This window comes from Modicisalibacter coralii, from assembly GCF_004117855.1.
Classification (GTDB): domain Bacteria; phylum Pseudomonadota; class Gammaproteobacteria; order Pseudomonadales; family Halomonadaceae; genus Modicisalibacter; species Modicisalibacter coralii.
Genome location: NZ_QWBW01000041.1, coordinates 17,986 through 38,609, shown reverse-complemented (window position 1 = coordinate 38,609; position 20,624 = coordinate 17,986). Strand labels below are relative to the sequence as shown.

At 67.8% G+C, this 20,624-nt stretch carries 14 protein-coding genes; 2 read left to right on the top strand and 12 right to left on the bottom strand.

Annotated features, from left to right (window positions below):
* The 6 genes from D0901_RS18640 to D0901_RS21410 all read right to left on the bottom strand — a co-directional run.
* On the bottom strand, positions 1-202 hold a 202-nt coding region (locus tag D0901_RS18640; RefSeq protein WP_203234909.1), incomplete at its 3' end, for a chemotaxis protein CheW.
* Between the two features lie 8 nt (positions 203-210).
* On the bottom strand, positions 211-1,905 hold the full coding sequence (locus D0901_RS18635; protein ID WP_203234908.1) for a methyl-accepting chemotaxis protein: 1,695 nt from the start codon (positions 1,903-1,905) through the stop codon (positions 211-213).
* A gap of 25 nt (positions 1,906-1,930) precedes the next feature.
* A complete protein-coding gene (locus tag D0901_RS18630) occupies positions 1,931-3,970 on the bottom strand; it encodes a chemotaxis protein CheA (RefSeq protein WP_129141804.1) in 2,040 nt (679 codons plus the stop codon).
* A complete protein-coding gene (locus tag D0901_RS18625; RefSeq protein ID WP_162500920.1) occupies positions 3,963-4,280 on the bottom strand; it encodes an STAS domain-containing protein in 318 nt (105 codons plus the stop codon). The genes D0901_RS18630 and D0901_RS18625 overlap by 8 nt, the downstream gene beginning before the upstream one ends.
* A 13-nt stretch (positions 4,281-4,293) precedes the next feature.
* Positions 4,294-4,656, bottom strand: a complete 363-nt coding sequence (locus tag D0901_RS18620; RefSeq protein ID WP_129141802.1) for a response regulator — start codon at positions 4,654-4,656, stop codon at positions 4,294-4,296.
* A gap of 13 nt (positions 4,657-4,669) precedes the next feature.
* Positions 4,670-5,905 (bottom strand): methyl-accepting chemotaxis protein, encoded by a 1,236-nt coding sequence (locus D0901_RS21410; RefSeq protein WP_162500919.1) that lies wholly within the window; start codon positions 5,903-5,905, stop codon positions 4,670-4,672.
* Between the two features lie 442 nt (positions 5,906-6,347).
* Here D0901_RS21410 and ftsH point away from each other — a divergent pair, with 442 nt between their 5' ends.
* Both ftsH and D0901_RS18600 read left to right on the top strand, forming a co-directional pair.
* Positions 6,348-8,228, top strand: a complete 1,881-nt coding sequence (gene ftsH / locus D0901_RS18605; protein ID WP_129141799.1) for an ATP-dependent zinc metalloprotease FtsH — start codon at positions 6,348-6,350, stop codon at positions 8,226-8,228.
* A 68-nt stretch (positions 8,229-8,296) separates the two neighbouring features.
* Positions 8,297-8,851 carry a gamma-glutamylcyclotransferase gene (locus D0901_RS18600; RefSeq protein ID WP_129141798.1) on the top strand — a complete coding sequence of 185 codons (555 nt, stop codon included), beginning with the start codon at positions 8,297-8,299 and terminating at the stop codon, positions 8,849-8,851.
* Positions 8,852-9,699: 848 nt separating this feature from the next.
* On the opposite strand, the gene D0901_RS18595 is transcribed toward D0901_RS18600, so the two are convergent.
* From D0901_RS18595 to D0901_RS18570, 6 genes are all read right to left on the bottom strand, one after another.
* Positions 9,700-10,494 (bottom strand): peptidylprolyl isomerase, encoded by a 795-nt coding sequence (locus tag D0901_RS18595; protein ID WP_129141808.1) that lies wholly within the window; start codon positions 10,492-10,494, stop codon positions 9,700-9,702.
* A 260-nt stretch (positions 10,495-10,754) separates the two neighbouring features.
* Complete coding sequence (narI, locus tag D0901_RS18590) at positions 10,755-11,432, bottom strand: respiratory nitrate reductase subunit gamma (RefSeq protein ID WP_129141797.1); 678 nt, start codon at positions 11,430-11,432, stop codon at positions 10,755-10,757.
* Positions 11,429-12,187 (bottom strand): nitrate reductase molybdenum cofactor assembly chaperone, encoded by a 759-nt coding sequence (gene narJ / locus D0901_RS18585; protein ID WP_129141796.1) that lies wholly within the window; start codon positions 12,185-12,187, stop codon positions 11,429-11,431. Before narJ ends, narI begins: the two co-directional genes overlap by 4 nt.
* Entirely contained in the window at positions 12,180-13,739 is a 1,560-nt protein-coding gene (gene narH / locus D0901_RS18580; protein WP_129141795.1) for a nitrate reductase subunit beta, read from the bottom strand. The genes narJ and narH overlap by 8 nt, the downstream gene beginning before the upstream one ends.
* A complete protein-coding gene (locus D0901_RS18575) occupies positions 13,736-17,512 on the bottom strand; it encodes a nitrate reductase subunit alpha (RefSeq protein WP_129141794.1) in 3,777 nt (1,258 codons plus the stop codon). Before D0901_RS18575 ends, narH begins: the two co-directional genes overlap by 4 nt.
* A 27-nt stretch (positions 17,513-17,539) precedes the next feature.
* Positions 17,540-20,236 (bottom strand): nitrate/nitrite transporter, encoded by a 2,697-nt coding sequence (locus tag D0901_RS18570; protein WP_129141793.1) that lies wholly within the window; start codon positions 20,234-20,236, stop codon positions 17,540-17,542.
* Between the last annotated feature and the right edge of the window lie 388 nt (positions 20,237-20,624).

Genomic DNA, 20,624 nt, shown 5'->3' with positions numbered 1-20,624 from the left:
GATCGACCACCGGTATCACCTTGCCGCGCAGGTTGATCACGCCCAGCATGAAGTCGGGGGTGCGGGGTACCGGCGTCACCGCCCGGTACTCGATCACCTCCTGGATGTCGTGGATCTCCACGCCGAACCCTTCATCGTCGAGCACGAAGGTCAGGACCTGGAAACCACCCGCGGCCGGCGACATGTCGTTACGCGTTTCCATGGCACACCTCAGTAGCGGACGAAGCCATCGTCGCCGTCCAGGTCGATCGACACGCCGTCCCCGGCCAGGGCCGGCTGCCGGGCCGCCGAGCGCGATACCGGGCTTTTCGACGCCTGCCGGTCCGCCACGGATGCCTTGCCGGTCGACTCGTCGGCGGCCTTCGCCGGCCGCTTGGTGGTCGTGGCCGCCCGCTCGTCGATCCTGAAGAAGCCAATGGTGGCGTTCATCTGCTCGGCCTGAGCGGAGAGCTCCTCGGAAGTCGCCGCCATTTCCTCGGCCGAGGCGGCGGACTGCTGGACCACCTGATCGAGCTGCTGCAGGGCCTTGTTGATCTCGCCGGCGCCCTTGTCCTGTTCGACGGAGGCGGCACTGATTTCCTGAACCAGTTCCGAGGTACGCTGGATGCCGGGCACCAGCGCGGCCAGCATCTCGCCCGCCCGCTCGGAGACGCCCAGGCTGTCGCGCGACAGCTCGACGATCTCGCCGGCGGCCTTCTGGCTGCGCTCGGCCAGCTTGCGTACCTCGGCGGCCACCACCGTGAAGCCCTTGCCGTGCTCGCCGGCACGTGCCGCCTCGATGGCCGCGTTCAACGCCAGCAGGTTGGTCTGCCGGGCGATCTCCTCGATGATGCCGATCTTCTCGGCGATGTGCTGCATCGCCGATACCGACTGGTGCACCGCGTCCCCCGAGGCCTGGGCGTCCTGCGCCGCCTGACGGGCGATCTGCTCGGTCTGGCGGGCATTGTCGGCGGTCTGCGAGACGTTGGCGCTCATCTCCTCCATCGACGAGGAGACCTCCTCGAGCGACGCCGCCTGTTCGGTGGCCCCCTGGGCGATCTGCTGGCCGGTGCTGCTCAGTTGCATGCTGCCCGCGGCCACGTTGCCGGAAGCCTCCTTGATGTCGCTGACGATCTCGCGCAACCGGGCGTTCATGTTGCGCAGCACGCCGTAGAGATCGCTGTCGCTGACCCTGGCGTCGAAACGCTGGTCGAGGTTGCCCTCGCCGATCTGCGTGGCGAGGCGACTCACCAGGTTGATGCGCCGGATCACCAGGATGGCGACGAGCAGCCCGATGACCAGCGCCGCACCCAGGATCGTCAGCAACTGGTTGCGGGCCGTCTGGTAATTGCGGGCCGCCTGCTCGGTGGCCGCTGCCATGGCGGCATCACTCATGTCACGCACATGCCGCAGGCGCGACTCGGCCTCGTCCAGCGCCACGCTGGTCTCGGACTCCATGAGGGCGTTGGCCTGACGGGTCGCCTCGATGACCGCCTCCGGCGTCGCCCCCGCCGCTTCGGTGAGCCGGGCGATGTCGAGCACCCGGTCGATCGAGCGCTGATAATCGGCGTGGGCCGCATCGAAGGCACTGATCGCCTGGTCCCCGTCGTCGGTCGTCAGGTCGGCGAGTTCATCGCGATACGTCTCGAGCCTGGTCTGAGCCGCCTTGAGCTGCTCGAGCACCGCCTCCTTGCGCGCCGGCGTCTTGGCCAGCACGTAGTTCTTGGCCAGACGATCCTTTTCCAGCAGGTAGGCACGCATCTGGCCCGACAGCCGGACCTGCTGCGCCGGGCCTTGAACCGTGTCGTCGAGCCGCTGCTGGGCCCTCTCCAGGGCATGCAGCCCCATGTAGCTGGTCGTGGCCAGCAGCGCCAGTAGTACGAAAAAGCCGGTATACAGCAATGTCTTGATGGTGATGCGATTCATCGTGCTCGCCCTTCGTTGGAATTCTTCATCGACCGCGGTCAGGCCGGGTCTCCGCAAACAGTTCCGCGACATCCAGGATCATGGCGATCTCGCCGTTCCCCATGATGGTTGCCCCCATGACGCCCGGTGTCCCCTGATAGAGTCGCCCCAGGCCCTTGATCACGGTCTGGAAATGACCGATCACCGCATCCACCGTCAGGCCGAGGAACGCCTCGCCCACCCTGACGACGACACTCTGTTCGATGGCCGGCGCGGGACCGGCCACCGCGAAGTGCTCGCGCAGCCGCAGGCAGGGCATGAGGCTCCCGCGGTGCTCCACCAGCCTCACGCCACCGCGCTGACCGGCGGCTTCACCGGTGGTCTCGATGCACTCCTCGACGACGCTCAGCGGTACCACGTAACGGCGCTCGTCCACCGCCACCATCAATCCATCGATGATCGCCAGGGTCATCGGCAGCTCGATGCGCACCGTGGTGCCCTCGCCGGGCCGGCTGTCGATGGTCACCCGGCCCTGCAGGCTCTCGATGGAGCTCTTGACCACGTCCATGCCCACGCCGCGGCCGGAGACGTCGGATACCCGCGCGGCGGTCGAGAAGCCCGGCTCGAAGATCAACTGATGGATCTCGTGCTCGTCGAGCGGGGTATCCGCGCGTACCAGGCCCTGCTCGACGGCCTTGGCCAGAATGCGCGCACCGTCCAGCCCCGCACCGTCGTCACCGAGGGTGATGATCACCCGGCCCTGCTGGTGCCCCGCGGCCAGCCGCAGCGTGCCGCGCGCCGGCTTGCCGGCCGCCACCCGTGCCTCGGGAGACTCGATGCCATGGTCGAGACTGTTGCGCAGGAGATGCACCAGCGGGTCGCCCAGGCGATCGAGCATCAGCTTGTCGAGCTCGGTGTCGGCGCCGTCGGTTTCCAGTACCACGTCCTTGCCCAGTTCCCGGGACAGGTCGCGCACCAGGCGCCGGAAGCGGCCGAACGTCGAGCCGATCGGCAACATGCGAATGTCGAAGGCGGTATCGCGCAGTCCGGTGGTCAACCGGCCCATCTCCTCGGCCAGCTCGTCGAGGGCCTCGTCCTCGCGCTCGAGACCGAGTTGTTCGAGCCGCGCCTGGAGAATCACCAGTTCGGCGACCTGATCGAGCAGGCTGTCCAGCTTGCCCTGCGGCACCTTGACGGTCGGCTCGCTGGACGGCGCCGGGCTCTTGGCGCCTGGCGCGGGGCCGCCCTCGCCCGCGTGCGCCGGGGCCCCGGCCGCCGGCACGCCGGATTCGACCGCCGGCACCGCCAGGGCGCCACGCAGGGCCTCCCGTGCCGCCGCCGACAGGGCACCCTCGGCGACCAGGAGCTCGGTCATCGCGTCCAACGCCTCGCCATCGAGCGCCTCGATGGTGATCCGCCAGTCGTCCGCGACGAAGATGAAGACGTCATCCAGGCTCTCGCGGGGAGCAGCGGTGACCAGCAGCACCCGGCTGGTCAAATGGCACCGCTCGGGGTCGAAGGCGTCGGGGTCGAACGCGTCGCTCAGCGTGGTGACGGCATGGCACTCGCCGAGCCCACTCAGCTCGCGCAGCACCGGTAATGGATCGAAGCCGTCGGCAAAGGCCTCGGCGGACGGCACGATGCGCAGCGCATAGGCCGTCGGCCGGCCCTCGTCGTCGACGGCCGCCTCCGCCGCTGCGGGCTGCGCCCGAGCCTCGCCCATCAGCGCCAGGAACCGTGCCTGCAGCCGTGCGCTGGTGGCCAGTTGCCCGGCGTCGGGCTCGGGATCGACCAGCAGCGTCTCGATGTGGTCGCGGGACTCCAGCACCAGACTGATCGCCTCGGGGCCGAGCGAGAGACGCGCGTTGCGGACCTCGTCGAAGAGGGTTTCCAGGTGATGCGTGAACGCCGAGAGGTGGTCGAAACCCACCATCCCCGCCGCCCCCTTGATGGTGTGCATGGCGCGAAACGCCAGCACGATCTGTTTGGCGTCGCCAGGCCGCCTCTCGAGTTCGAGCAGGGCCGTCTCCAGCACCTGGAGATGCTCGTGGGCCTCGTCGCGAAAGACCGCTGCCGGATCAATCATCGCTCACCTCACACGGCTCGCCGGGCGCCGCCAGTCGATGGCTGACTCCCAGACACGCCAGACACTCGCTGACCAGGGGGTTGCCCCCGGTCAGCGTCAGGCGACGGCCGATGCTTTCCAGCCGGGCCTGCAGCGCCAGCAGCCACTGGATACCGGCGCCATCCAGTTCGCGGACGGCGCTCACGTCCACCCGCCAGTCGCCGGCGGCCGGGTCGAGCGATCCGATGTCCCGCTCCAGCGCCGCGACGTCGTAGATGGTCAGCGCCGCCGGCGCCTGCCAGTCACGCGGGGTCGTCGTCTGTGCTTCCACCCTGCACCTCGCCTCAGGCCAGTTTCGCCACGGCCGCGAGCAGCACGTCGGGCTTGAAGGGCTTGACCAGCCAGGCCTTGGCACCGGCCGCCTTGCCTTCCTGCTTCTTGGCTTCCTCGGACTCGGTGGTCAGCATCAGCACCGGTGTGAAGCGGTAGGCCGGCTTCTGCTTGAGCTCACGCACGAAGCCGATACCGTCCAGGTTGGGCATGTTGACGTCGCAGACCACCAGGTTGAGCTTGCCGCCATCGAGCTTGTTCAGGGCATCGCGACCGTCGACGGCCTCGATCACCGAATGCCCGGCACCGCGCAGCGCCATGCCCACCACCTGGCGCACGGAAGCGGAATCGTCGACGACCAGAATCGTTTTGCTCATGGGTTCATCCCTCTCAGAAGAAAGTCAGTTCACTTGCCGTGTCTTGGGTCTCGTCCGGGGCGCCCGACTCGGTCGTCAGGACCCGGCGTTCGAAATCGGTGGTCGCGCGCCGGCTCATGCGCTCGCGCAGACTGGCCAGGCGTGCCGCCAGCGCGTCGCTCGGTTCGTCGACGGTCGGGCACAGCGCCGTGCCCAGGTCGTCCATCGCCTGGGTGGTGTGGTCCAGCACCTGACTGAGATGATCCTGGAATTGCAGCTTGACGATGACCTCGTTGACCTGGGCCTCGATGTCCGATCTGACGCGCATCAGTGCCTGGGCATCCTCGGCCATGCTCTCGGCCCGGCGGGTCACGTTGTGCGTCGCCTCGCCGATGGTGCGCTGGTTGTGCTCGCGGGACTCGCGGGACAGTTCGACGTTGCGCTGGACTTGCTCGACGACCGTCTGGATACGCCCGTTGACCCGGGCGACGGTATCGTGCACCTGATCGCCCGCCTCCGCGGAGCGGATCGCCAGGTTACGAACCTCGCCGGCGACCACCGCGAAGCCGCGCCCCGCCGCGCCCGCTCTCGCCGCTTCGATGGCGGCGTTGAGCGCCAGCAGCTTGATCTGCAGGGCGATGTCACGAATCTCCCCGGACAGCCCCACCAGGGCCGCGTTCTGTTCGGCCAGGTCGCCGATCAACTGCAGGGTCTCGGCATCCCGCACCGCGGAGGCGTCCAGTGACGCCCAGAGTTCCCCGAACGCCTGCTGCGTGGTGGCGGTCACCGCCTGCAGGGCGTGCTGCTTGGCCTGCATGTCGGTTTCGTCGCCGGCATTGAGCGCCACGTCGAGCTGCTGATGCATGGCATCGAAGTGACGCGCCAACGAGGTGACGGCCTCTTCCATGCTGCCGCGCCCGCCCTCGATGACGCTCGTCCACAGCGGGAGAAGCTCGGCCGTCGAGTCGACGAGCAGCCCCTGGCGGCGCAGGGTCTCGGCGGTCACCACGCCAAGCTCGCTACTCAACCGCTGACGCCCGGTACCGGGCAGACGCCGCCAGACCCGGCGGACGACGGCCGTCACCCCGACCACGACAACCGCCAACGGCACCGCCGCCGCCAGGGCGAGCAGCACGCGCCCCGTGGCCAGCAGCGCGGCGACGACCGGCAACAGGAGCAGCAAGGCGCCCAGCGCCAGCCCGGCACGGGCCAGTGTGCCTTGAAGCAGGGGAAGCGCGGCCGCCCCATCGTGTTTCGCGTGTCTCGCCATGTTTCCCAACCCCGTTCCTGCTCGTTGTGCTGTGTAGTTTCGGCATCGCGGTTGCCGGCGATTCCTTCCGGCGCCCGGAAGTGGAAGCCCCCCGACCGGCGCATCTTCCGGGGACAAGACTCCATCGGCACGATCCGTCGCCGATTTAGCGCTACAGGCATAATTCCCTAAGAAAAATGTGACCTGGCTCAACCTTTTTCGAATGAAACAATCCGTGACGAAAGCCTCACATAGCCTGACAATGGGCATTATCCGGGCAACTCACGGCCATTCGCTCAGCCCTGACGACCCGCTTTCCTTTATGCCTGACAAGCATTTACCGACAGCCGAAGCGATCGGGCCAGCGTCGCTCGACTTGATGTCGGTCACGGGATGACGTGGGAACGCCTCGTCGGCGCGAATGCTGGGATACACTGGAGGCAATGCCGGCCGTGGGGGTGTCATGGACAAGCGCAACCAGATCCATCTGTGGTACGTGATCGTGGCCTTCGTCATGGTCCTGCTGATCCAGGATGCCTACCTGGAGTGGCGCTCCCGGGAACCGATCCCCTACTCCGAGTTCACCCAGCGGCTCGAGGCCGGCGACATCGCCACGGTCAAGATCGGCAGCGAGCAGATCACCGGCACCTTCAAGACAGCGCAGGACGACGGGCGAACGGGCTTCACCACCAATCGTGTCGACCCGGCGCTGGCCGCGACGCTCGAGAAGTACAGCGTGACCTTCGACGGCACCCGCGAGAACACCTTCCTCAGCACCCTGCTGTCATGGCTGATTCCGGTGCTGTTCTTCTTCGCGCTGTGGTCGCTGGTGATCCGGCGCATGGCCAACGGTCAGGGGCTCGGCGGGATGATGACCCTGGGCAAGTCGAAGGCGAAGGTCTATGTCGAGACGGCGACCAAGGTGACCTTCGCCGACGTCGCCGGGGTCGACGAGGCCAAGGACGAGCTCAAGGAGGTGGTGGCCTTCCTGCGCGATCCGCAGCGCTACGGCCGGCTGGGCGCCCATGTCCCCAAGGGCATCCTGCTGGTGGGCCCGCCGGGTACCGGCAAGACGCTGCTGGCGCGGGCGGTGGCCGGCGAGGCGGGCGTCCCGTTCTTCTCGATCTCCGGCTCGGAGTTCGTCGAGATGTTCGTCGGCGTGGGCGCGGCCCGGGTCCGTGACCTGTTCGAGCAGGCCGGCAAGGCCAAGCCCTGCATCGTCTTCATCGACGAGCTGGATGCCCTGGGCCGGGCCCGCGGGCCGAACGCGATGGGCGGCCACGACGAGAAGGAGCAGACTCTCAACCAGTTGCTCACCGAACTCGACGGTTTCGACACCGCCTCGGGGATCGTCCTGCTCGCCGCCACCAACCGCCCGGAGATCCTCGATCCAGCGCTGCTGCGCGCCGGGCGCTTCGATCGCCAGGTGCTGGTCGACCGCCCCGAGCGGGCGGGTCGCAAGGCGATCCTCATGGTGCACATCGGCAAGATCCAGTCACTCGCCGAGGATGTCGACCTCGACCACCTGGCGGCGCTGACCCCGGGCTTCACCGGCGCCGACCTGGCCAACCTGGTCAACGAGGCGGCGTTGCTGGCGACCCGCCGCGAGGCGGATGCCGTGAGCATGGCCGACTTCACCAACGCCATCGAACGCATCGTCGCCGGCCTGGAGAAGAAGAGCCGGCTGCTCAACCCCCACGAGCGCGAGGTGGTCGCCCATCACGAGATGGGCCATGCCCTGGTCGCTGCCGCGCTGCCGGGCATGGACCCGGTGCACAAGGTCTCGATCATTCCGCGCGGGGTCGGCGCGCTGGGCTACACCATCCAGCGGCCCACCGAGGACCGCTTTCTGCAGACCACCCATGACCTGGAGAACCGCATGGCGGTGCTGATGGGCGGGCGTGCCGCCGAGCGGCTGATCTTCGACGAGATCTCCACCGGCGCCGCCGACGACCTGGCCAAGGTCACCGAGATCGCCCGCCACATGGTCACCCGCTTCGGCATGGCCGACGACGTCGAGCAGGTGGTCTACGAGGAGGACCGCCACGCCTTCCTCGGCGATAATTACGGCCTGGCCCAGCCGCGCAGCTACTCCGAGGCCACCGGCCGCGAGATCGATCTCGCCGTGCGAGGCCTGGTCGACGGCGCCTATCACCAGGCGCTACGTGTCCTCGAAGCCGCCCTCGACGACCTGCGCGCCGGCGCCGCCCTGCTGCTCGAGCGCGAGACCCTCACCGCGCAGGACTTTCCGCCGATCCAGCCGGCGCAGGGCCGGGATGGCGGCAAGCGTCACGCCCCGGCATCGGCCGGGCAGGCGACGAGCGCCACCTCGGCCCGCCGGTGAGCGGCCGGGGTTGCGACGCCGCCGGGGCGGCCGCATATCCCCGACGAACCCCCGATACGGACCCCGTCATGTCCCTCGACACCACCGCACTCAACCGCCGGATGACCCATTTCGACGCCCACGAGGACTTCTGGCTGTTCGGCTATGGCTCGTTGATCTGGAAGGCCGACTTTGCCTATCTCGAGCGCTGCCCGGCGCATATCGTCGGCTGGACCCGGCGCTTCTGGCAGGCCTCCCACGACCATCGCGGCACGCCCGAGGCACCGGGACGGGTGGCCACCCTGGTCGAGTCGCCGGGCGAGCACTGTCACGGCATGGCCTACCGGATCACCCCCGAGACGCTCGCTCCGCTCGATCATCGCGAGAAGAACGGCTATCGCCGCGTGGTGACCGAACTGCATCTCGACGACGGCACCACGCATGAAGGGCTGGTCTATATCGCCAGCGAGGACAACGCCGCCTTCGCCGGCCCGGCCCCGGAGCCCGAGATCGCCCGGCTGATCGACACCGCCCGTGGGCCCAGCGGCGCCAACCGCGAGTATCTGCTGAAGCTCGCCGCGGCGCTGCGCGACATGGGCCACGAGGACGCCCATGTCTTCGCCCTCGAGTCGCTGCTGAGATAGCCACGGATTGTCTCACTCAATCCAAGGCAAATTACTGATTGTAAGAAATCACGAACTTTTCTTTGTGTTGATAACATGAGTTATATAGACACCCTGCTATAGCTGTCACCGTGTGCGGCATCGGGCAGAGGAGGCCCGCCAGGGAAGACGAGCCACGGATGGCTCGGCAACCAGGGACGACGGGCAGGACGCCCGGAAGCATCCAGGGATGGGCGAGCAGGATGCTCGCTGGAACTACCAGGGACGGACGGGCAGGACGCCCAGAAGCATCCACGGATGGGCGAGCAGGATGCTCGCTGGAACTACCAGGGACGGACGGGCAGGACGCCCGGCAGCATCCAGGGATGGGCGAGCAGGATGCTCGCTGGAATTGCCAGGGATGGACGGGCAGGACGCCCGGCAGAATCCAGGGATGGGCGAGCAGGATGCTCGCTGGAACTACCAGGGATGGACGGGCAGGACGCCCGTGAGAAACGGCAAGGATAGGCAATGCTTCGGCAGTCCCTGATGACCTGCAATCGGGGCTGCCCCCATTCACCGGTCGCAGGCCAATGGGCCGCTGGCGAAACCGGTTCGTCGACGTTTTCCCCCATGAGCGCAGGGTGAAACTGGCACATTGTTAAATTTTGTGTTCTAGTGTAACCCCGTCTTCGCGATCAGGAGGATCGCGAGGCAAGCAAGGAAGCTTTCGGCTAGGATGGCCGTCCCGCCGCCAGGAAGGCGCGGGAAGGACACGATGTCCCTCGTCAGGAAAGACGACCTGTACAGACGATCCCTGCGTATGCGCCCTGCCATCATTGGCAGGGCGCTTTTTTTGGGTTCATCACACCTCGCCGGGGATCGCCGGGCTACTGCATCAGCGCACCCGCCGCGTCGTCGTCGAGGCGAAAGCCGGTGACGCCGATCTCGGCTTCCAGGGCCAGCAGGTAGTGCCGCAGGGCACGCCGCGTGGCCTGTTCGCGCAGGGTATGGCGGACGCGCTCGGCGACCGCCTCGAAGGGCAGCGGGCGAGCGTCGCGGCGCTCATCGATACACACCACGTGCCAGCCGTAACGCGAAGCCAGCGGTCGGTCGTGCAGGCCCTCGGGCAGGGTCTGCAGCGCGCGGTCGAGTTCGGCGACGGTCTGGCCCGGGGTGAGCCAGCCCAGTTCACCGCCGCTTTCCTTCGTGGGGCAGGCGGAGTGCTGCCGGGCCAGATCGGTGAAGCGTTCGGGGTTCTCGGCGAGTTCGTCGATCAACGCCGTGCCCCGGCGGTAGCCGGCATCGCGACCCTCGGCGTCGTCCGGGGCCGCCGCCAGCAGGATGTGACGCACCGACAGCCGCGCCGGTTCGCCGAAGCGCTCGCGGTGGGCGTCGAAATAACGCCGGCAGTCGGCCTCGTCGGGCTCGGGAATCGTCAGCTCGTCTTCCAGCAGGGCGGCGACGGCGGCCTCGTCGTCGCCGTCCAGGCCCAGCTCCTGCGCCCGCTGGCGCAGCAGCTCGCGGATCACCAGGGCCCGCAGCGCCCCCTCGCGGGCATCGTCGGCGCTGTCGGCCGGGTGGTGCTGCATCTCGCGGGCGATCTCGGCTTCGTCGATGGCGACCTCGCCGACGCGGATCGGCACGCCGCCGCCCGGCAGGGTTTCGATGGCAATCTGTTGCATGGTCATGACTCTCTCAATGTCTTTGGGCGTGCTGTATCGTCCAGCGAGGATGTAACCATCTCACGGTCACTCGGGGCTGAACCGGCGGCAGGCCTGCGAGGAGGCGCTGTAAACCCATCCATGGGCGCTACCTACGCCTTCCATGGCGTAGGACCTCCTCTACGGCCTGCCTCCGGCGCCCCTCGTCCCGCACGCCCAGCCAGATATCCCCTCGGCCTTGTCTGAAAAATCGCCGAGCGCAGGCATTTTGCGGCAGACCCTCAGGCCCGGCGCCGGACAATCTGATACCGCCGCCCCAGATACCCCAGCGGCGCGCTCCATACGTGCACCAACCGGGTAAAGGGGAAGATCAGCACGATGGTCAGCCCCAGCAGGATGTGCAGCCGGTAGATCCAGCCCACCCCGGCGAGGTGCGCGGCGGCGTCGCCCTTGAAGAAGACGATCGACTGCGCCCACTCGGCGAGCCGCAGCATCACGCCGCCGTCCAGGTGATGCACGGCCGAACCGATGGTGCCCAGCCCCAGCATGACCTGCACCAGCAGCAGGCTCAGGATCAGGTTGTCGCTGACACTCGACGAGGCGCGCACCCGTGAGTCGAAGAACCGGCGGTACAGCAGGATCGCTCCGCCGATCAGACACAGGACGCCGGCCACCCCGCCGACCACGATGGCGACGAGTTGCTTGGTGCCGGCGGCCATGAAGGGCGCGTAGACCCAGTGCGGCGTCAGCAGCCCCACCAGGTGGCCGAAGAAGATCGTCAGCACCCCGATGTGGAAGAGATTGCTGCCCAGGCGCAGGCGCCGCCGCGAGAGCAACTGACTGGAGCCGGTCTTCCAGGTGTACTGGCCGTGGTCGAAGCGCAGCAGGCTGCCGATCAGGAAGACGCTGCCGGCGAGATAGGGGTACAGGCCGAACAACAGGGTATCGAGATAGTTCATGACGGCTCTCCGAATGACGCTGAGACGCTGACGGGATCGAGGATGCGCACCGCCTCCTGCGGCGTGGCGCGCTTGCGTTCGGCGAGGCGCCGGCCTTCGGCGGACTGCAGCGCGCAGTCCTCGTCGGAGGCGGCGGAGAAGCGCACCGCCTCCTCCTCCCAGACGGCGTCCAGCGCCGCCGGGGTGTCGTCGCGGGGCTCCTGCTTCGCCGGTTCACGGTGGACGGCGACATCCCCCTCGGCGCCGATCAGCGCCAGCAGCGCCAGCGGCACCAGGGCGTGGCCGGCCTCGCGCTCCTCGAGCCGGGCGGCGAGCCGCGCCAGGATGTGACGGATCTCGCCGAGCCAGCGACCGATCTCGGCGTCGTCGCGGGTGGACAGGTACTCGAGGAACAGCGGCAGATGGTCGGGCAGCTCGCGGGCGTCGAGTTCGAAGCCGGCGGCACGGTACTCGGCGAGCAGGTCGACCATCGCCTGGCCGCGATCGCGGGACTCGCCGTGGACGTGCTCGAAGAGCAGCAGCGAGGTGGCCCGGCCCTTGTCGAACAACGCCACATAGTCGGCCTGCAGATCGAGCAGCGGCGTGGCGGCGAGCCGCCGGCACCAGCCGACGAGCGCCTCGCGCAGCGCCGCCGGCAGGCGGCGCTCGGCGAGGAATATCGCCACCAGCTCGTCGGCGGCGAGACGCAATTCGGCCTCGGGATAGTCGAGCAGCCGCGCCAGGGCGAGCAGGCTGCGGCGGGTGGTGTCAGTCACGGGCGGTCTCCTCGACGTGCGGATCGTAGACGTTCACCGGCTTGACCAGGGTGGTGGTCTGCTTGCGGCCACCGAACAGGCTGGTCTCGTTGTCACCACCCTGGCAGCCGTTGCCGAAGCTGAAGCCGCAGCCGCCGCGCTCGGGGAAGGCCTCGCGGGCCAGTTCGCGGTGACTGGTGGGTACCACGAAGCGGTCTTCGTAGTCGGCGATCGCCAGGTAGCGGTACATCGCCTCGACCTGGGCTTCGCTGAGCCCCACGGCGTCGAGCACGGCCTGGTTCGCCTCGCCGTCGACGTGCTTGCCGCGCATGTAGACGCGCATCGCCATCAGCCGCTTGAGCGCCAGCACCACGGGGCCCTCGTCGCCGGCGGTGAGCAGGTTGGCCAGATACTGGACCGGGATGCGCAGCGACTCGATCTTCGGCAGCACGCCGTCGTCCTCGATGTGCCCGGCTTCGGCCGCCGACTGGATCGGCGACAGCGGCGGCACGTACCAGACCATCGGCAGGGTGCGGTACTCCGGATGCAGCGGCAGCGCCAACTGCCAGTCCATGGCCAGCTTGTAGACCGGCGAGGCCTGGGCGGCCTGGATCACGTTGTCGGGAATGCCGTCACGCCGCGCCTGGGCGATCACCTCGGGGTCGTTGGGGTCGAGGAAGATCTCGCACTGGCGACGGTAGAGGTCGCGCTCGTCGGCGGAGGCGGCGACCTCCTCGATGCGGTCGGCGTCGTAGAGCAGCACGCCCAGGTAGCGGATGCGCCCCACGCAGGTCTCGGAGCACACCGTCGGCTGGCCGGCCTCGATACGCGGATAGCAGAAGATGCACTTCTCGGACTTGCCGGACTTCCAGTTGTAGTAGATCTTCTTGTACGGACAGCCGGAGACGCACATCCGCCAGCCGCGGCACTTGTCCTGGTCGATCAGTACGATGCCGTCCTCCTCGCGCTTGTAGATCGCGCCACTCGGGCACGACGCCACGCACGCCGGGTTGAGGCAGTGCTCGCACAGCCGCGGCAGGTACATCATGAAGGTGTTCTCGAACTGGCCGTAGATATCGGCCTCGATCTGCGCGAAGTTGGCGTCGCGCCGCCGCTTGGCGAACTCGGTGCCGAGGATCTCCTCCCAGTTGGGCCCCCATTCGATGGTCTTCATGCGTTCGCCGGAGATCAGCGAGCGCGGCCGCGCGATGGGCTGGTGCTGGCCCTGCTTGGCGGTGTGCAGGTGCTGGTAGTCGAAGGTGAACGGCTCGTAGTAGTCGTCGATCTCCGGCAGGTCGGGGTTGGCGAAGATGTTCGCCAGCACCCGCCACTTGCCGCCGATGCGCGGCTCGATGTGGCCATCCTTGCGGCGCAGCCAGCCACCCTTCCACTTGGCCTGGTTCTCCCACTCCTTGGGGTAGCCGATGCCGGGCTTGGTCTCGACGTTGTTGAACCAGGCATACTCGACGCCTTCACGGCTGGTCCAGACGTTCTTGCAGGTGACCGAGCAGGTATGACAGCCGATGCACTTGTCGAGGTTGAGCACCATGCCGACCTGGGAACGAATCTTCATTTCACGGCCTCCTGTTCGTAGTCGTTGCCTTCGCCGTCCAGCCAGTCGACCCGCTTCATCTTGCGCACGACGACGAATTCGTCACGGTTGGAACCCACGGTGCCGTAGTAGTTGAAGCCGTAGGCCAGCTGGCCGTAGCCGCCGATCATGTGGGTCGGCTTGGGGCAGATGCGGGTCACCGAGTTGTGGATACCGCCGCGGGTGCCGGAAATCTCCGAACCGGGAATGTTCACCAGCCGCTCCTGGGCGTGGTACATCATCGCCATGCCGGTCTTGACCCGCTGGCTGACCACCGCACGGGCGGTGATCGCACCGTTGGCGTTGTAGAGCTCGAGCCAGTCGTTGTCCTCGACACCGATGGCACGGGCGTCCTCCTCGGAGAGCCAGACGATCGGCCCGCCGCGGGACAGGGTCTGCATCAGCAGGTTGTCCGAATAGGTGGAGTGGATGCCCCACTTCTGGTGCGGGGTGATCCAGTTGAGCGCGATCTCCGGGTTGCCGTTGGACCTGGGCGCATGGACACTGGCCACCGCCTTGGTGTCGATCGGCGGGCGGTAGGCGAGCAGGCTCTCGCCGAAGGCGCGCATCCAGGGGTGATCCTGGTAGAGCTGCTGGCGGCCGCTGACGGTGCGCCAGGGGATCAGCTCGTGGACGTTGGTGTAGCCGGCGTTGTAGGAAACGTGCTCGTCCTCGAGCCCCGACCAGGTGGGGCTGGAGATGATCTTGCGCGGCTGGGCGACCACGTCGCGGAAGCGGATCTTCTCCTCCTCCTTGGGCCGCGCCAGATGGGCATGGTCGCGGCCGGTCACCTTCGACAGCGACTCCCAGGCGCGCACCGCCACCTGACCGTTGGTCTCCGGGGCCAGCGAGAGGATGGTCTCGGCGGCGTCGATGGCGCTCTCGATGCACGGGCGGCCCTTGGCGGCGCCGTCGAGCTTGCGGCGATTGAGCCGGCCGAGCAGTTCCACCTCCTTGTCGGTCGTCCAGTTGATGCCCTTGCTGCCGTTGCCGAGCGCCTCGAGCGCCGGCCCCAGCGAGGTGAACCGCTCATAGGTGGCCGGGTAGTCGCGCTTGACCTCGACCAGATTGGGCATGGTCCGGCCGGGGACCGGCTCGCACTCGCCGCGCTTCCAGTCCTTGACGTCGAGCTGGGCGAGCTCCCCCGGGGAGTCGTGCTGCAGCGGCAGGGTGACCAGATCGGTCTCCTCGCCGAGATGTCCCGGGCAGACCCGCGAGAACGCCCTGGCGATGCTCTTGTAGATCTCCCAGTCGCTGCGCGATTCCCAGGCCGGGTCGGTGGCCGCGGTCAGCGGGTGGATGAACGGATGCATGTCCGAGGTGTTGAGGTCGTCCTTCTCGTACCAGGTCGCGGTGGGCAACACGATGTCCGAGTACAGGCAGGTGGTGGACATGCGGAAGTCCAGGGTCACCAGCAGGTCGAGCTTGCCCTCGGCGGCCTCGTCGCGCCACGCCACCTCCTCGGGCTTGACGCCGTCCATGCTGCCCAGGTCCTTGCCCTGCACGCCGTGGTTGGCGCCCAGCAGGTACTTGAGCAGGTAGTCGTGGCCCTTGCCGGAGCTGCCCAGCAGGTTGGAGCGCCAGATGAACAGGTTGCGCGGGAAGTTCTGCGGGTCGTCCGGGTCCTCGGCGGCGAAGGCAAGCTTGCCCGCCTTGAGCTGCTGTACGGCGTAGTCCCTGGTGGACAGCCCGGCCGCCTCGGCGGCCGCGGCCAGGCGCAGCGGGTTGGTACCGAGCTGTGGCGCCGATGGCAGCCAGCCCATGCGCTCGGCGCGCACGTTGTAGTCGATCAGGCTGCCGCCGTACTGCTTGGGATCGGCCAGCGGCGAGAGGATCTCCTGGATCTCGAGCTTCTCGTAGCGCCACTGGCTGGAGTGGTTGTAGAAGAACGAGGTGCCGTTCATCTGGCGCGGCGGCCGCGTCCAGTCGAGGCCGAAGGCCAGCGGCAGCCAGCCGGTCTGCGGGCGCAGCTTCTCCTGGCCGACGTAATGCGCCCAGCCGCCGCCGCTCTGGCCCACGCAGCCACACAGGATGAGCATGTTGATCAGCCCGCGATAGCTCATGTCCATGTGGTACCAGTGGTTCATCCCGGCGCCGACGATGATCATGCTGCGGCCATGGGTCCTGGACGCGTTGTCGGCGAATTCGCGGGCGATACGCAGGCACTGCGCGGCGGGCACGCCGGTGATCTGCTCCTGCCAGGCCGGGGTGTAGGGGCGCACCTGGTCGTAGGCGGTGGCGCCGTCGTCCGCCGCGCCCTCGTTACCGCTGAAACCGCGGTCGATGCCGTAGTTGGCGCAGGTCAGGTCGAACACCGTGACCGCCAGCACCGTGCTGCCGTCGCCACGGGTCAGGCGCTTGACCGGCAGGTTGTGATGAAGCACGTCGTCACCGGCGACGTGGGCGAAGTGTTCGTGCTCGATGCCGCCGAAGTAGGGAAAGGCGACCCGTGCCACGGCATCGTGGTGCTCGGCGAGGGTGAGCAGCGGCTCGATCTCGCGGCCCTCGGCGTCCAGCGGCTCGAGGTTCCACTTGCCCCGGTCGGCCTCGACGCCGTCCTGGCCCCAGCGGAAACCGATCGAGCCACGCGGCACCACCAGCCGGTCGCTCGTGACGTCCCAGGCGACGGTCTTCCACTCGGGGTTGTTGGCCTGGCCGAGGGCCTCGCTGAAGTCGCTGGCGCGCAACTGGCGCCCGGGGACGTAGCTGCCGTCCTCGCGGGGCTCGAGCTCGACCAGCATCGGCATGTCGGTGTAGCGGCGCACGTAGTCGGTGAAGTAGGGGTCCTGGCGCTCGAGGTGGAACTCCTTGAGGATCACGTGGCCCATGGCCATCGCCAGCGCGGCGTCGGTGCCCTGCTTGGCGGACAGCCACTCGTCGGCGAGCTTGGCCACCTCGGCATAGTCCGGGGTGATGGCGACGGTCTTGGTGCCCTTGTAGCGCACCTCGGTGAAGAAGTGGGCGTCCGGGGTGCGGGTCTGGGGCACGTTGGAGCCCCAGGCGATCAGGTAGCCCGAGTTGTACCAGTCGGCGGATTCCGGCACGTCGGTCTGCTCACCCCAGGTCATCGGCGAGGCCGGCGGCAGGTCGCAGTACCAGTCGTAGAACGACAGGCAGACCCCGCCGATCAGCGACAGGTAGCGGGCCCCGGCGGCGTAGCTGACCATCGACATGGCGGGGATCGGCGAGAAGCCGATGATCCGGTCCGGGCCGTACTGCTTGGCGGTATAAACGTTGGAGGCGGCGATCAATGTCTCCATCTCTTCCCAGTCGGCGCGCACGAAGCCGCCCAGACCGCGGGCCTTCTTGTAGCGGGCCGCCTTCGCCGGGTCCTCGACGATCGACGCCCAGGCGTCGACCGGATCGGCGTGCTCGGCGAGCGCCTCGCGCCACAGCGCCAGCAGCGGCTTGCGGATCAAGGGGTACTTGAGCCGGTTGGCGCTGTACAGGTACCAGGAGTAGCTGGCCCCGCGCGGGCAGCCGCGCGGCTCGTGGTTGGGCAGATCCGGCCGGGTGCGCGGGTAGTCGGTCTGCTGGGTCTCCCAGGTGACCAGGCCGTTCTTGACGTAGATCTTCCAGCTGCACGAACCGGTGCAGTTCACGCCATGGGTGGAGCGCACGATCTTGTCGTGCTGCCAGCGGGCCCGATAGCCGTCCTCCCAGTCGCGGGTCTCGTCGCGGGTCTCGCCGTGCCCCTCGGCGAAGTGTTCGGGGCGGCGGGTCAGGTATTTCAGACGGTCCAGAAAATGACTCATGGGATTTTTCTCCTCAACGGCGCGGGTTCATGACGACGCGGTCTGTGCCGGCGTCGCCCGCCCGGGCTCCTGAAAACGGATCTCGGCGTTGGCGCGGGTGTAGTAGAACCAGGTCAGGGCCACGCAGATCGCGTAGAAGGCGATGAAGCCGTACAGCGCCAGCTCGGCCCCGCCGGTCAGGGCGATGGAGCTGCCGAAGGTCTTGGGAATGAAGAAGGCACCGTAGGCGGCGATCGCCGAGGTGAAGCCGATGGTCGCCGCGGATTCCTTGTCGCTCTGCTGGCGCTGCGCCGCGGCGTCGAGTGATGGCATCAGTCGCGCCACTTCCTGGCGGAAGATCTCGGGGATCATCTGGAAGGTGCTGGCGTTGCCCACCCCGGTGAAGAAGAACAGCAGCAGGAACATCGCGAAGAAGCCCCAGAACGCGCCCGGCTGGTCCTTGATGCCGAGGAAGAACAGCACCCCGGCCACGCAGGCGATCATCGCCGCGAACACCCACAGGGTGACCCGGGCGCCGCCGAAGCGGTCCGAGATCCAGCCGGTGCCGGCGCGGGACAGCGCGCCCACCAGCGGCCCCAGGAAGGCGAACTGCAGCACGTCGACCTCGGGGAACTGGTTGGAAGCCAGCAGCGGGAAGCCCGCGGAGTAGCCGATGAAGCTGCCGAAGGTGCCGGTGTAGAGCACGCACATCAGCCAGTTGTGCTTGCGCTTGAAGATCACCGCCTGATCCTTGAACGAGGACCGGGCACTGGCGATGTCGTTCATGCCGAACCAGGCCGCCACCGCGCCGATCAGGATGAACGGCACCCACACGAAGCCGGCGTTCTGCAGCCACAGGCGCTGACCGTCGTCGAGGGCCTGCGGCTCGCCGCCCAGCGCGCCGAACACCCCGGCGGTGATCGCCAGCGGAATCAGGAACTGCATGACGCTGACGCCCAGGTTGCCCAGGCCGGCGTTGAGCGCCAGGGCGTTGCCCTTCTCGCGCTTGGGATAGAAGAACGAGATGTTGGCCATGCTCGAGGCGAAGTTGCCGCCACCGAAGCCGCACAGCAGCGCCAGGATCAGCATCACCAGGTAGGGGGTCTCGGGATTCTGCACGGCGAAGCCGATCCACAGCGCCGGCAGCGCCAGCGAGGCGGTGGACAGCGCGGTGAAGCGCCGCCCGCCGACGATCGGCACCATGAAGCTGTAGAAGATGCGCAGCGTGGCGCCGGACAGCCCCGGCAGCGCGGCCAGCCAGAACAGCTGGTTGGAGGTGTAGTCGAAGCCCACCTGGGGCAGCTTGGCGACCACCACCGACCAGACCATCCACACCGCGAAGGCCAGCAGCAGGTTGGGGATCGAGATCCACAGGTTGCGGGTGGCGATGCGCCTGCCCTTCTCGGCCCAGAAGTCCGGGTCCTCGGGGCGCCAGTCCTGGAGCACGAAGCGGCTGGGGGTGGACAGCTCCGGCAGATCGCGGACCTCGCGGCCGTCCCGCCATTCCTCACGGCTGGCGCGCAGGATCGCGTAATGCATCCACGCCAGCGCCGCGCCGGAGACCAGCAGCAGCAGCATGAAGCAGCTCTGCCAGATGCCCACCACGTCGTTGAGCATGCCGAAGGTCAGCGGCAGGAAGAAGCCGCCCAGACCGCCGATCATGCCCACCACGCCGCCCACCGCGCCGACGTGCTGCGGGTAGTAGCTGGGGATGTGCTTGAACACCGCCGCCTTGCCCAGCGACATGAAGAAGCCCAGCACCATGATCAGCGCGACGAAGCCGATCAGGTTCATGGCGAACGAGAACTCCAGCGTGCCGTCGACGCCCTGCACACGGTAATGGGTCGGCGGGTAGCTGAGCAGGAAGGTGCAGACCACCGAGGCGATCAGCGTGGCGTACATCACCCGCCGCGCGCCGTAGCGATCGGAGAGCCAGCCGCCGAGGATGCGAAACAGCGACGCCGGGATGGTGTACAGTGCAGCGACGATACCCGCGGCGGTGATGCTCAGGCCGTAGACCTCGACCAGGTAGTGCGGCAGCCACAGCGCCAGGGCGACGAAGCCGCCGAAGACGAAGAAGTAGTACAGCGAGAAGCGCCACACCCGCAGTTCGACCAGCGGCTCCAGTTGCTGCTTGAGCGGTACGGCGTCGGTGCGACGCTGGGCGCTCTGCGGGTCGGTGCGCGCCAGCAGCAGGAAGGCCACGCCCATCGCCGCCATGACCGTGGCGTAGACCAGGGCCGCGCCCTGCCAGCCCAGCGCCAGCAGCAGGAAGGGCGCGCCGAAGTTGGTCACCGCCGCGCCGACGTTGCCGGCGCCGAAGATGCCCAATGCGGTACCCTGGCGCTCGGGCTCGAACCACGCCGAGGTGTAGGCCACGCCGACGATGAACGAGCCGCCGGCCAGGCCGATGCCCAGGGCGCCGAGCAGCAGCAGGGGGTAGCTGGTGGCGAAGGTCAGCAGATAGACACAGCCGGCGGTGGCCAGCATCAGCAGGCTGAACACCCAGCGCCCGCCGAAGCGGTCGGTGAGGATGCCCAGGAACAGTCGGCTGATCGACCCGGTGAGCACCGGTGTCGCCATCAGCAGGCCGAGCTGGGTGTCCGACAGGGCGAACTCCTGCTTGATCTGCAGACCGAGAATGGAAAACAGCGTCCACACCGCGAAGCAGGCGGTGAAGGCGACCGTCGAGAGTCCCAGGGCGCGATTCTGTTCGCGTCTCGCCGGGTTGTGGTCGTTGGCCATGGTCGTCCCCTCTGGCTCGGTGAAACCTCACGAGGAGCGCCATTCCAGAAGCGGGATGAAAGGTTGCCGGGGCAAGCCGGAGCGAGGGTCTTTTGCCATGGATGGCAAAAGTAGCGCCCAAGGAAGGGTTTACAGCGCCCTCGCGAAGGCTTGCCGCGGCAGACCCCACCGTCACCCGTGAGGCTCTGGAAGGAGCTCTGAGCGGACCTTGCTATAGTGGGCCGGGAGGCCCGTTGACCTGGATCAAGACGCCCCGGGCGGTCATCACCGACCCTGGCGGGGACTACCTCTTTCGAGGTAGCCGGCAGATTTCGACAAGCCACTGATTCGACGCCTCTTTTTTCCAGCCGCCCGGGGAGACGCGAGGGGCGGGGACAGAGGCGATTCA

Bases quoted from the DNA above. Each gene is read 5' to 3' on its own strand.
- D0901_RS18635 (WP_203234908.1), bottom strand. From the start codon at position 1,905: ATGAATCGCATCACCATCAAGACATTGCTGTATACCGGCTTTTTCGTA.
- D0901_RS18630 (WP_129141804.1), bottom strand. From the start codon at position 3,970: ATGATTGATCCGGCAGCGGTCTTTCGCGACGAGGCCCACGAGCATCTC.
- D0901_RS18620 (WP_129141802.1), bottom strand. From the start codon at position 4,656: ATGAGCAAAACGATTCTGGTCGTCGACGATTCCGCTTCCGTGCGCCAG.
- D0901_RS21410 (WP_162500919.1), bottom strand. From the start codon at position 5,905: ATGGCGAGACACGCGAAACACGATGGGGCGGCCGCGCTTCCCCTGCTT.
- ftsH (WP_129141799.1), top strand. From the start codon at position 6,348: ATGGACAAGCGCAACCAGATCCATCTGTGGTACGTGATCGTGGCCTTC.
- D0901_RS18600 (WP_129141798.1), top strand. From the start codon at position 8,297: ATGTCCCTCGACACCACCGCACTCAACCGCCGGATGACCCATTTCGAC.
- D0901_RS18595 (WP_129141808.1), bottom strand. From the start codon at position 10,494: ATGCAACAGATTGCCATCGAAACCCTGCCGGGCGGCGGCGTGCCGATC.
- narI (WP_129141797.1), bottom strand. From the start codon at position 11,432: ATGAACTATCTCGATACCCTGTTGTTCGGCCTGTACCCCTATCTCGCC.
- narH (WP_129141795.1), bottom strand. From the start codon at position 13,739: ATGAAGATTCGTTCCCAGGTCGGCATGGTGCTCAACCTCGACAAGTGC.
- D0901_RS18575 (WP_129141794.1), bottom strand. From the start codon at position 17,512: ATGAGTCATTTTCTGGACCGTCTGAAATACCTGACCCGCCGCCCCGAA.
- D0901_RS18570 (WP_129141793.1), bottom strand. From the start codon at position 20,236: ATGGCCAACGACCACAACCCGGCGAGACGCGAACAGAATCGCGCCCTG.